14 protein-coding genes are annotated in these 12,355 nt (G+C 43.0%); 13 read left to right on the top strand and 1 reads right to left on the bottom strand.

The window, feature by feature from the left end; translation table 11 throughout:
• Positions 1-7: 7 nt before the first annotated feature.
• Positions 8-775, top strand: coding sequence for a patatin-like phospholipase family protein (locus BLR65_RS01925; protein ID WP_093791876.1), 768 nt, complete (start codon positions 8-10; stop codon positions 773-775).
• Here BLR65_RS01925 and BLR65_RS01920 read toward each other — a convergent pair.
• Complete coding sequence (locus BLR65_RS01920; RefSeq protein WP_093791874.1) at positions 772-2,016, bottom strand: nucleotidyltransferase; 1,245 nt, start codon at positions 2,014-2,016, stop codon at positions 772-774. The genes BLR65_RS01925 and BLR65_RS01920 overlap by 4 nt on opposite strands.
• A 188-nt stretch (positions 2,017-2,204) precedes the next feature.
• Here BLR65_RS01920 and BLR65_RS01915 point away from each other — a divergent pair, with 188 nt between their 5' ends.
• From BLR65_RS01915 to fabF, 12 genes are all read left to right on the top strand, one after another.
• On the top strand, positions 2,205-3,407 hold the full coding sequence (locus BLR65_RS01915) for an acetate/propionate family kinase (protein ID WP_093791872.1): 1,203 nt from the start codon (positions 2,205-2,207) through the stop codon (positions 3,405-3,407).
• A 59-nt stretch (positions 3,408-3,466) separates the two neighbouring features.
• Entirely contained in the window at positions 3,467-4,036 is a 570-nt protein-coding gene (locus BLR65_RS01910) for a YceD family protein (protein ID WP_143122467.1), read from the top strand.
• A 41-nt stretch (positions 4,037-4,077) separates the two neighbouring features.
• Positions 4,078-4,254 (top strand): 50S ribosomal protein L32, encoded by a 177-nt coding sequence (gene rpmF, locus BLR65_RS01905; protein WP_093791868.1) that lies wholly within the window; start codon positions 4,078-4,080, stop codon positions 4,252-4,254.
• A 136-nt stretch (positions 4,255-4,390) separates the two neighbouring features.
• Positions 4,391-4,957, top strand: coding sequence for a transcription factor FapR (fapR, locus tag BLR65_RS01900; protein WP_093791866.1), 567 nt, complete (start codon positions 4,391-4,393; stop codon positions 4,955-4,957).
• A gap of 57 nt (positions 4,958-5,014) precedes the next feature.
• Positions 5,015-6,040 (top strand): phosphate acyltransferase PlsX, encoded by a 1,026-nt coding sequence (gene plsX, locus BLR65_RS01895; protein ID WP_093791864.1) that lies wholly within the window; start codon positions 5,015-5,017, stop codon positions 6,038-6,040.
• The gene (locus tag BLR65_RS01890; protein ID WP_093791862.1) at positions 6,033-7,046 is read left to right on the top strand and encodes a beta-ketoacyl-ACP synthase III; all 1,014 of its coding nucleotides are present in this window, start codon (positions 6,033-6,035) and stop codon (positions 7,044-7,046) included. The genes plsX and BLR65_RS01890 overlap by 8 nt, the downstream gene beginning before the upstream one ends.
• Positions 7,040-7,981 (top strand): enoyl-[acyl-carrier-protein] reductase FabK, encoded by a 942-nt coding sequence (gene fabK / locus BLR65_RS01885; protein WP_093791861.1) that lies wholly within the window; start codon positions 7,040-7,042, stop codon positions 7,979-7,981. Before BLR65_RS01890 ends, fabK begins: the two co-directional genes overlap by 7 nt.
• 45 nt (positions 7,982-8,026) lie before the next feature.
• The gene (gene fabD, locus BLR65_RS01880) at positions 8,027-8,971 is read left to right on the top strand and encodes an ACP S-malonyltransferase (protein ID WP_093791859.1); all 945 of its coding nucleotides are present in this window, start codon (positions 8,027-8,029) and stop codon (positions 8,969-8,971) included.
• Between the two features lies 1 nt (position 8,972).
• The gene (gene fabG, locus BLR65_RS01875; RefSeq protein WP_093791857.1) at positions 8,973-9,716 is read left to right on the top strand and encodes a 3-oxoacyl-[acyl-carrier-protein] reductase; all 744 of its coding nucleotides are present in this window, start codon (positions 8,973-8,975) and stop codon (positions 9,714-9,716) included.
• A 50-nt stretch (positions 9,717-9,766) separates the two neighbouring features.
• A complete protein-coding gene (locus BLR65_RS01870; RefSeq protein WP_084575468.1) occupies positions 9,767-10,003 on the top strand; it encodes an acyl carrier protein in 237 nt (78 codons plus the stop codon).
• Positions 10,004-10,149: 146 nt separating this feature from the next.
• Positions 10,150-11,097: an NAD(P)H-dependent flavin oxidoreductase gene (locus tag BLR65_RS01865; RefSeq protein WP_093791856.1), complete on the top strand. Its 948-nt coding sequence runs from the start codon at positions 10,150-10,152 to the stop codon at positions 11,095-11,097.
• A gap of 13 nt (positions 11,098-11,110) precedes the next feature.
• Positions 11,111-12,352, top strand: coding sequence for a beta-ketoacyl-ACP synthase II (gene fabF / locus BLR65_RS01860; protein ID WP_093791854.1), 1,242 nt, complete (start codon positions 11,111-11,113; stop codon positions 12,350-12,352).
• Positions 12,353-12,355 lie beyond the last annotated feature (3 nt).

The following is a 12,355-nucleotide window of genomic DNA, read 5'->3' as shown; positions in this document are numbered from 1 at the left end:
ATAGATCGTGCCACCAAAAATCGGTTTAGCTTTAGGTTCGGGCGGTCTAAGAGGAATTGCTCATATCGGGGTTTTAAAAGTACTAAAAACTCATCATATCCCGATAGATTATATTGCCGGCTGCAGCATTGGCAGTTTGATTGGTGCGTTATACGCCTCGGGGCTTGATCCGGAAATTATGTTGAAATTAGCGCAAAACTTAAAGAAACGTCATTGGTTGGATTTTGTTATTCCGCAAATGGGGATTGTTTCAGGGGAGCGCGCGTTGGCAACGATCCGTCTGTTAACAAGACAAAAAAATTTTTCAGAACTTAAGATACCTTTAGCAATTGTAGCAACTGAATTGAATAGTGGACACGAATTTGTTTTTACTGAGGGAGATGTTGCCCAAGCGGTAAGAGCCAGTATTTCTGTTCCGGGAATTTTTATTCCTTTTGCTATCGATGACCGATTGTTTATAGATGGTGCGGTATTAAACCCAACGCCGGTTGATATTGTCCGCAATATGGGAGCAGACATTGTTATTGCAGTTGACTTGGCACATGCAGGGACAATATGCAATATTACCAATATGTTTGATGTGATTATTCAAGCTATTGATATTATGGAAAGAGAATTATGTAAACATCGCCAGCATCATTGCAATATTCTTATTCAACCTGACGTAGGAAATTTTCCACCAAGTTCATTTGCGATGATGGATGAGTGTGCTTTAGCGGGAGAAAGAGCTGCTGAGGCGGTTATTCCCCAAATTAAGGAGCTTATGTCTGATTAAACATATTGAGGAGATATGTGATAATCCTGACCGCCTGCTTTCCATTGGTGATTCGGTGAACCAAGCATGTAGATATCTGTTGCGGCAATATCATAGGCTAGCATTTCTTGCAACGTAGATAAGTTTTTATGTTGACGTTGCTTACTTGTAAGAAACTGGGATGTTTTGGTTATAACAGGAACAAGAGCTTGCTTGCGGATCTCTTTTAATAATTTTCGGCCGTTGTCGTTGAATGCCAGGATACGAATATACAGCGGACCGGTCTGATCAAATGCAGATAGCTTTTCTTTGGTTATTCCCAGAAGTGCGTAGATGATAATTCGTTGTAAGCGAGTTAATGTGTAGCGCTTGCTTTTTATTTGGAACAGTAATTGCTGAGCGGTTGTTGCTTGTAAAGCGGCAGCGCTTATTTTATTATGCAGGCCTTCATTTACTTCTGGTAGGGCAGCAATCTCATTGATGTTCATAGTTCTGATTTTTGCTAAAATAATATCACTTAAGGCTGTTAACGTTACCGGTGCTTTACCAAGTAAAACCAAATCGTTAATTTGTTTGGCACTACCCGGAGGGACAGCCTTCCAGGCCGGGCTGCCAGGAATTAAAATTCCATCTTTCAGAAGGGTTGTTCGTACGGCGGTGGCACTAGCAATAGAAGCATTAATACCTGTATCATGATAATTGGCAGATAAACGTTGTATGGGAAGCGGTTGCAGACTGGGAGCATAGGTTTCAATGGCTCGCAAGTACTCAATGGCTAAGAGATTATTCGGAGTTTGAGCCAGGCTGGCGGCATCTGTTGTCAACGCTAAGGCTGCTGCCAGGCTGGCGGCATATGTCTGTCCTGTTTTCATATTTTCGCGCATGATACGGATAACATTTTTTTTGTTTAAAGCGTGGGCGACGGAAATAAGTCCGGCCAAATCAGGAGTTTCGGTTCCAAAACAGACATGGCTGACGATCCCCAGGCGAGCAAGCAGTTGAATACCGCCTGTAGCAAAATATTGGGCGCTGCGCACAGAAAAAACAGTGGGTAGTTCGATTACCAGATCAACCCCGGCCTGAACGGCCATGTTGGCTCGCGACCATTTATCCAGGATTGATGGTTCACCGCGCTGCAAAAAGTGTCCGCTCATAACGCCAATCGCAAATTGGGCACTGGCAATTCGTTTGGCTTCGGTCAAATGCCATAAATGACCGTTGTGAAAAGGATTATATTCGACAATCATACCAACTACATTCATTTTGTTCACCCAGGTGTTATTGTAACCTATTTTTGCTGTTTGTGAAATTTTTTATTAAATAATTTTGATAGTTGAAGGGAAAATAAGTCAGGTGTCGAAAACATAAAAAACAGTTAGTAAAACAAGGGTATATATGCGGTTGCGTTTTCTGACTGCTGTGTATCTCCCAAAATAAGGAGGATTCTGTTGTGAAAGTTTTAGTCGTTAACTGTGGTAGCTCTTCAATTAAGTACCAACTGGTTAATATGAATGATGAGTCGGTTTTGGCTAAAGGCCTGGTTGAACGTATTGGAATAGAGGGTTCGGTGCTGACGCATCAGCCAGCCGGCAAAGACAAAGTTGTTATTAACGCCGCTATCAGCAATCATAGCATTGGTATAAAACTTGTTATTGACGCTTTAACTGATCCTAAACATGGTGTAATTTCCAGTATGAAAGAGATTTCGGCAGTTGGCCACCGGGTTGTACATGGTGGTGAAAAATTTGCCGATTCCGTATTAATTACTCCTGCTGTAATGAAAGCATTGGAAGAATGCATTGAAATGGCACCACTGCATAATCCGCCTAATATTATGGGGATAAATGCTTGCTCAGAAATTATGCCTGGTGTTCCCCAGGTAGCTGTTTTTGACACTGCATTCCATCAAACGATGCCTAAAGAGGCATTTCTTTATGCGATTCCCTACGAAGCCTATGAAAAATATGGTGTGAGACGGTACGGCTTCCATGGTACATCCCATAAATTTGTATCACAACAAGTGGCTGAACTTATGGGTGAAAAATTATCCGATTTGCGGATTATTACTTGCCACTTAGGTAATGGCGCCAGTATTGCGGCCATTAAAAACGGTAAGTGCATAGATACCAGTATGGGCTTTACTCCCTTGGAAGGTTTAGTCATGGGGACCCGTTCCGGCGGTCTTGATCCTGCTATTGTTCCTTTTATCATGAAAAAAGAAAATTTAAGTGCCGATCAAGTGGATAATTACCTGAATAAAAAGTCAGGTGTGCTTGGCGTTTCCGGAGTATCAAGTGATTTCCGGGATGTTGAGGAAGCTGCCAATGCCGGTAATGAGCGTGCTGCGCTGGCTTTGGATTTGTTTGCCTATAGGGTCCGGAAATTTATCGGTTCTTATGTTGCTGCTATGGGCGGCGTTGATGTTATTGTGTTTACTGCGGGTCTTGGTGAAAATTCCATTACAATGCGTGAAAAAATTGGCAATGGTCTTGAGTTCTTGGGAACCCGTATTGATCCTGCCAAAAACAACGTTCGTGGTAAAGCACAAGAAATCAGTGTCGATGGTGCTAAAGTCAAAATGTTTGTCATCCCGACAAATGAAGAACTTGTTATCGCTCGTGATACCAAAGCGATTTGCGGTAACCTTGCATAACTGTCGTCCAACCTTCGCATGATAGCAGGGGGCACTTTGTTCCCTGCTTTTCTTATTTCTTGACAAACACTGAGCGTGTCGATATAATAGATGAAGGTTGGTGGAAAATGATAAAAATTACTATAACACAAATAAGAAAAGAGCTTGGGAAAAACCAACCCTTTTCTTTTAAAGTTTCAGCCGAAGAGTTAGGCCTTAACGAAGAGCAGTTTTCTGTAGAAGAAGATGTGCTTATTGACGGTCTGATAACAAATAAGGGCACTGTTTTAGAGGTAACCGGCAAAATTAACGCCCGTTTGGAACAATGTTGTAGCCGTTGCCTTGAAAATATGGTTACAGTACTTACCATTCCCTTCAGTGAGGAATATCGAGAAATTGAGTTAAAAAGAAACGAAGAAAATTCTGATTCCGAAGAAATTAATTATTTTAGCGATGATGAAATCGATATTACCGACTTGATTCGTGAAAGTATTTTGTTGGCCGAGCCCATTAAACCTGTGTGTAGTGAGACTTGCCGCGGGCTATGTCCTAAGTGCGGAGCCAACTTAAACATAAATACCTGCGGCTGCAACCCGACTAAAATTGATCCAAGGCTTGCGGTTTTAGGAAAACTCTTGTCAAAGGACTGAGATATGCAGGTTGGTCAATTTGGTTAAGGAGGTGGAAATAAATGGCGGTACCTAAGCGCAAAATGTCAAAATCTCGCCGCGATAAGCGTCGTGCTAATTGGAAGCTTACTATTCCCGGTTTAGTTGAGTGTCCTCAGTGTCACGAAAAGAAAATGCCTCACCGTGTGTGTCCTGAATGTGGTCATTATAATGGTAAAGTTGTGGTTCAAGCAGAATAAAAAAATAAGCAGTGAGCAAGATAAAAGGCGATTAATTTTATCTTGCTCACTTTTTTACTTGCATAATTGGTACTAACTAGCTATAATTAATACTATTAATTGATATTATTACTTGCTGATAAAACTAGGTGATGTTATGGCGCGAGTTCAAAAAAAAATACGTCAAAAACAGTTAAAAGAAAAGTTGCTCAATACACCTTTTCTTACTGATGAAGAATTAGCGGCACATTTAAATGTTAGTGTGCAAACGATTCGACTTGACAGGCTGGAACTTGGTATACCCGAGCTTAGAGAACGTACTAAGCAGATGGCGGAGGAAGCCCGGAATAAGCTGAAAGCCATCTCCAGTGCCGACGTTGTTGGTGAATTAATTGACCTTGAATTGGGAAAATCGGGTATATCGTTAATGACGATAACGCCTGATATGGTATTTGAAAAAAACAAGGTGGCACGGGGACATTATGTTTTTGCCCAGGCAAATTCACTGGCGCTGGCTATTATTGATGCACCTCTGGCTGTAACCGGGGTTGCTAATATTAAGTACAAAATTGCCGTGCGTGAAAGCGAAAAGCTGGTTGCTAAAGCTGAGATAGTAAAAAAAAGGGGCAATAAATATTTTATTTGGGTAAAAACTAGGAATGATAGTCAGGAAGTATTTCGCGCTAAATTTATTATGGTATCACTTGAATCTGAATTACATTAATTGTAAAGCTGAGAAGTATGTGTGTATTTTTGCCGGTTTGGTGAAGGGAGATATTGAATGAAGGTTGCCGTTGATGCTATGGGAGGAGATTATGCGCCTGACGAGATTGTTTTAGGTGCATTACAAGCCGCCAAAGAATATAAGGATGCAGGCATTGAAATTGTTTTAGTCGGCGACCAAGCTCAAATTACTCAAGCGCTTGACCGTCATGGCAATTGGAAAGCTGCAAACATAACGGTTCATCATGCCAGTGAGGTTATTGATATGCATGATTCGCCGGGGGCTGCAGTAAGAAAAAAAAAGGATGCCTCAGTTGTCGTTGCCACAGGGTTAGTGAAGCAAGGCCTGTGTGATGTGGTAATATCAGCTGGAAGTACTGGTGCCGCGGTTGCCGCTGCATTATTTGGGTTAGGGCGTATTAAAGGCATTGAGCGACCTGCTATTGCGACACCGATACCAAATCTTACAGGTACAACTGTTTTGCTGGATTCAGGTGCTAATGTTGATAGCAAACCGAAGCAGTTAGTACAAAATGCAATTATGGGTGCTATTTACGCTGAGTATGTACTGAATACTCCGAGGCCTAGGGTAGGTCTTTTAAATATCGGTGAAGAGGAAAGTAAGGGTAACGAGCAAGCACTGTCAACATTTCCGTTGTTACAACAACTGAGTACGGTTAATTTTATTGGCAATGTCGAGGGACGGGATATTCCCAAAGGGACAGTTGATGTTGTTGTTTGTGATGGCTTTGTAGGAAATATTGTCTTAAAGTTTGGTGAAGGACTTGCTGGCGCCATTTTGCAGCTGGTTAAAGAAGCAGTAAAAAACAGCGGCTTTTGGGCGAAAATGGCCTCGATGCTTATCTTACCGGCTCTAAAAGGATTAAAGAAAAAACTCGATTATGCTGAGCATGGTGGTGCGCCGCTGTTAGGTGTTAACGGTGGTTTTATTATCTGCCATGGCAGTTCGCGCGCAAAGGCAATAAAAAATGCGATACGGGTAGCTAAAGAATTTACCGAACAAGAGGTTGTTGCTCATATTCGTGAAAATATTGCCAAAGAGGAGGTTGTGACCAATGAGTGAAAATAAAGCTGTAGGTATAATTGGTATAGGTACATATGTTCCTGAGAAAGTAATGACAAATAAAGATTTGGAAAGTATGGTGGAAACATCTCATGAATGGATTGTGGAGAGAACAGGCATTCATGAACGGCGAATAGCTTCTCCCGATATGGCCACCTCTGATTTAGCCAGTAAGGCCGCACAAAGAGCGTTAGATGACGCAGGCGTTACTGCCGAAGAGATTGATCTTATCATCGTTGCTACGGCAACACCGGATATGTTTTTTCCGTCAACTGCGTGTTTAGTTCAGGCAAATATCAAGGCTACAAATGCTGCGGCTTTTGATTTGGCAGCAGGCTGTTCCGGTTTTGTTTACGGAATGGTAACCGGCAGCCAATTTATTAAAGCCGGGTTATATAAAAAAGTTTTAGTAATTGGTGCGGAAACCCTTTCCAAAATATTGGATTGGACTGATCGCAATACTTGTGTATTATTCGGCGATGGCGCAGGTGCAGCCGTACTGGCGGAGACATCAGCCGGATACGGTATTTTGGCGTCCCAGTTGGGGGCTGATGGCTCAGGCGGAGATCTTTTAAAGCTTCCTGCTGGCGGTTCACGCAATCCTGCCAGTGCGGAAACTGTTTCGCAAAGAATGCACTTTGTTCATATGAACGGTAATGAAGTATTTAAGTTTGCTGTAAGAGTAATGGGCGAAGCGGCGGTTAAAGCTTTAGAAGATGCTGGACTTAGCGCTGACGATGTGGATTGTTTAATTCCGCATCAGGCCAATATTCGCATAATCCAGTCTGCAGCTAAACGCCTTAAACTGCCGATGGATAAAGTTATGGTCAATGTTAACAAATATGGGAATACTTCGGCCGCTTCTATTCCGATTGCTCTGGAAGAGGCAGTACATAGCGGCAAAATCAAACAGGGTGATATTGTTGTACTTGTTGGCTTCGGCGCTGGACTAACATGGGCATCTTCAGTTATAAAATGGGGCAAGGAGGCCAACACTAATTGTTAAATAACAAAATTTGCCAACTTTTAAATATACAATATCCAATCTTACAAGGTGGAATGGCTTGGGTAGCTACAGCTGAATTGGCGGCAGCGGTGTCTAATGCCGGCGGTTTAGGGATTATTGGTGCGGGGCATATGCCGCCGGACGCATTAAAGGCAGAGATTGTTAAGGCCAAAAATTTGACCAGTAACCCTTTTGGCGTCAATATTATGTTAATGTCGCCATTTGTTAAAGAAGTTATGCAAGTTGTTATTGAGGAACGCGTAGCTGTTGTCACAACCGGGGCAGGCAATCCGGGAGAATATATTCCGGCTTTAAAGGAAATCGGAACAAAAGTAATACCGGTAGTTGCTTCGGTGGCACTTGCCAAACGATTAGAACGGGTTGGCATTGACGCGATTATTGCTGAAGGGATGGAAAGCGGCGGTCATGTAGGCGAAGTAACCACCATGGCTTTAGTACCGATGGTTGTTGATGCCGTGGATGTACCGGTTATTGCCGCAGGGGGGATCGGCGATGCACGCGGTGTAGTTGCAGCACTAGCCCTAGGTGCTCAAGGCGTCCAATTGGGCACTGCATTTGCGGCTTCGACCGAATGTACCGCTCATTCGAATTACAAAGCAGCAATCATAAAAGCTAAAGAACGTTCAACAGTAGTGACCGGTGCCCTGACAGGGCATCCTGTTAGGGTTATTGCCAATAAGTTGACACGTGATTTTGCGGAATTAGAAAAAAACGGTGCTTCACCCGAAGAATTGGACAGATTGGGTGCTGGCAAGCTAAGAGCAGCAGTACGTGACGGTGACATTGATTATGGATCTGTCATGATTGGGCAGATAGCTGGTATGATTGCTGAAGTGCGCCCTGTCAATGAAATAATGCAGAGTATAGTTCAGGGCATTCCCAAAGTAATGGCTGAACTTTCTTCGAGAATATAAATAAATTTATTATAGATACAACAAGATGCATAAGGAGGGAAAGAAATGGGGAAACTCGCTTTTGTTTTTCCAGGACAAGGTTCTCAATCCGTAGGAATGGGCAAAGAGTTATTTGATAAATATGATGTGGTTCGGGCAATATTTAAATCTGCAGATGAGGCGCTTGGTTTTTCAATTACCGAGATGTGCTTCAACGGCCCTGAAGACGAGCTAAAGAAAACATATAATACCCAACCGGCTATTCTGACCGTTAGTGTAGCGTGTTATGAAGTACTTAAGCAGTATAGCATTAAACCGGATATTGTAGCCGGTCATAGTTTGGGCGAATATTCGGCGTTAGTCGCTGCAGGGGCATTAGCTTTTACCGATGCTGTACAACTGGTAAGAAAGCGCGGACAGTTGATGCAAGAGGCAGTGCCGCTGGGAGAAGGCAGCATGTCTGCCATCTTAGGATTGGAGCGCAGCAAGGTGGTTGAGATTTGTCAGCAAGTGGAAGCAGAGTTAGGTGCTGTTCAGGCGGTAAACTTTAATTGTCCGGGTCAGATTGTTATCGCCGGTAAGACAAACGCCGTTGACAAAGCCAATGAATTGCTCAAAGCTGCTGGGGCTAAAAGGGCAATTCCCTTACCGGTAAGTGCTCCTTTCCATAGTACACTCATGCAGCCGGCAGCAGCAAAGTTAGAAACTGAACTTGCAAAAGTTAACATCAATGATGCTCAAATTCCGGTTGTCGTCAATGTAAATGGCCAGATTATAACCAAAGGAGAAGCCGTTAGGGGCTTATTGGTCAAACAGGCAGCCAGTCCCGTACTTTGGGAAGATTGCGTTGCGCAAATCGTGAATTTTGGAACTACTACATTTGTTGAAGTTGGTCCAGGAAAAGTTCTTACCGGCTTTACCAAGAAGATTGCAAAAGACATGGAAACATTAAATATCGAAGATGTGACTTCTTTGGAAAAAGTTCTTGATTATTTCAAGGAGGTTCGCTAAAATGCATTTAGATGGACAAGTGGCGGTTGTTACCGGGGCATCTAGAGGAATTGGCCGGGCAGTAGCGATTGCTTTAGCCAAAGCAGGTGCAAAGGTTGTTGTCAACTATGCGGGTAACGCAGAGGCTGCCGAGGAAGTTTGTAAAATTATTGCCAGTGATGGCGGTCAAGCAATTACTGTGCAAGCTGATGTTGCGGATAGCGGGGCAGTAGAAGCCCTTGTAAAAAAGGCAACTGAAACTTTTGGCAGAATTGATATATTAGTGAATAACGCCGGAATAACGCGGGATGCACTCCTCATGCGAATGAAGGAAGAAGATTTCGATGCTGTCATAAATACGAATCTCAAGGGCATATTCTATTGCACAAAGGCAGTAGCGAAGCTTATGATGAAACAAAGAAGCGGCAAAATAATCAATATGGCATCAGTTGTCGGTATTATGGGGAATGCCGGACAGGCAAATTATGCTGCCGCTAAAGCCGGGGTTATTGGTTTTACTAAGTCCATGGCCAGGGAATTGGCAGCAAGGGGTATTACGGTCAATGCGATCGCACCGGGTTTTATTGCTACGGATATGACCCATGGCTTAACTGAACAAGTGAAAACTGATTTGGCAGCTAAAATACCGTTAAATCGTTTAGGAACAGCCGAGGATGTTGCTGCAGCCGTAGTATTTTTTGCATCAAATTCTGCAAATTATATTACCGGACAGACTTTAAATGTTGATGGCGGTATGGTAATGTAATATATGACTTTGAAAATAAGCGTATGCCTTGGAAGGAGGTGAACACCATCATGACAACTTTTGACAAGGTTAAAGAAATTGTCGTTGAGCAGCTCGGCGTTGATGAAGCTGACGTTGCAATGAATTCTACTTTCATTGACGATCTTGGCGCTGATTCACTGGATATTGTTGAACTGATTATGGCCTTTGAAGAGGAATTCAGCATCGAGATTCCGGATGAAATAGCTGAAAAAATCAAAACAGTAAAAGACGCTGTGGAGTACATAGACAAGGAAAAACAAGCGTAACGACTGCTTTTACTGGTGTCGTGATTAACGACATTACCTTAAGCAAACGAAGAAAGTCCCGTGGAAACTTTTTTCGCGGGACTTTCTTAAAGGTAATGACAAAATTGTTAGTTAAGGGTAGGGGTATTGATTGGAGGAGTTGTTACTTGAAACTTCCGGAGCTTAAAATTGGCCAACATGTTGCTAAGATTCCTATTATTCAGGGTGGTATGGCGATAAGACTGTCAACTGCACGCTTAGCAGCAGCAGTGGCTGAGGCTGGCGGCATCGGACTTATTGCAGCATCGGGCATGGGCTTTGATGAGTTGCGCCATGAAATTCGCTTGGCACGTAGCTTAACTAAAGGAATAATTGGTATAAATATTATGGTGGCGGCAAGACAATTTGCACGCTATGTCGATACGGCTATTGATGAAGGAATCGATTTGGTAGTAGCAGGAGCCGGTTTTTCTCGGGATGTATTCCCTATGGGGAAAAAGTCTGGGACTCCAATCGTGCCTATTATATCAACCGTTAAAGGAGCCAAAATTTCGGAAAAATTAGGAGCTGCGGCCATCATTGTTGAAGGAAAAGAAGCTGGCGGACATTTAGGTACTGATAAATCGTTAAGAGAAATTTTACCGGATATTAAAAAATCTGTGAGTATTCCTGTTGTTGGGGCCGGTGGAATCATATCCGGGCGCGATATTGCTGAAGTAATAAAACTTGGAGCAGACGGTGTACAAATGGGTACAAGGTTTGCAGCTAGTGTTGAGTCTAACGCCGCTCCGGCTTTAAAAGAATTTTACTTAAAGGCAAAACCTGAAGATGTAGTGTTGATCAAAAGCCCGGTAGGTTTGCCTGGGCGGGCCATAAAAAATCCTTTTGCTCAGAAAATTCTTGAATGTACTGCCGATGAACCCCAAAATTGTGGAGCCTGTTTAAAGCATTGTGCACAAAATTTTTGCATAATTAATGCATTAATTCGGGCTCAGCAGGGGGATGTTGATACGGGGCTGGTTTTTACCGGCGAGTATATTCATAAAATAGATGAAATACTACCTGTTAAAGAAATTTTTGCAAGACTTCTGAAGGAAGTTGTAGAAATAAACTAGTGAGGTGACTTTGTTGAAGAGACGAGTTGTAATTACAGGTATGGGAGCCATTACACCTGTAGGTATCGGAACAAATACTGTTTGGCAGTCTTTAATTGCAGGAAAATCAGGGATTGATCGTATTACCCATTTTGATCCTAGTGAATACAGTACGCAGATCGCGGGTGAAGTAAAAGACTTCGACCCCACCCAATATATTGATAAAAAAGAAGCAAAGCGGATGGATAGATGTACGCAATTTGCTGTTTCGGCCGCTAAAATGGCATTTGAGGATGCCGGAATTGACTTTGATAAAGAGGACCGGAGCCGGATGGGTACTTTGATAGGTACAGGAATTGGCGGCATTGATACCTTACATGAACAATATAAAACTTTATTTGAGAAGGGTCCTGGACGGATTAGTCCGTTCTTTGTGCCCATGATGATTGCGAATATGCCTGCAGGCCAAACCTCAATTACGTTTGGCTTAGAGGGGCCTTGTAGTTGCGTTGTTACTGCCTGCGCAACAGGAACTAACGCCATCGGCGATGCCTTTAAAATCATTCAGCGTGGGGATGCAGATGTCATGGTCGCGGGCGGAAGTGAAGCGGCCGTATCGCCTGCAGCCGTTGCCGGATTTTGTGCCATGAAAGCAATGTCTACTCATAATGATGAGCCGCAGAAAGCTTCTCGCCCATTTGATAGTGGCCGTGACGGTTTTGTTATGGGGGAAGGCGCCGGTATTGTAGTTATGGAATCTCTTGACCATGCCGTAGCGCGTGGGGCAAAAATTTATGCCGAAATTATCGGTTATGGATTAAATGCGGATGCTTATCATATTACTGCTCCTGCTCCTGAAGGCGCTCAGGCAGCTAAATGTATGGCAATGGCAATCAAAGATGCAGGAATTGAGCCGGATGAGGTGGATTACATCAACGCTCATGGTACTTCCACTCCGCTTAATGATAAAAATGAGACCCTGGCCATAAAGTCACTGTTTGGTACACATGCGAAGAAACTTAAAATCAGCTCGACAAAATCGATGACAGGACATCTTTTAGGTGCAGCCGGCGGTGTTGAAACAATTGTGGCTGTGCTTACTATCACCAACAATGTCATTCCACCAACAATTAACTTGGAAAATCCAGATCCCGAACTGGACTTAGACTATGTACCTAATAAAGCTCAGGAACATGTTGTAAATGTGGCACTTTCGAATTCTTTTGGTTTCGGTGGTCATAATGCAACTATCCTGGTGAAAAAATATCAGGAATAAGAG

The organism is Sporomusa acidovorans (genome assembly GCF_900101845.1).
GTDB classification, from domain to species: Bacteria; Bacillota; Negativicutes; order Sporomusales; family Sporomusaceae; genus Sporomusa; species Sporomusa acidovorans.
The sequence above is the reverse complement of the archived record's forward strand: the minus strand, read 5'-3'. Positions and strand labels throughout refer to the sequence as shown.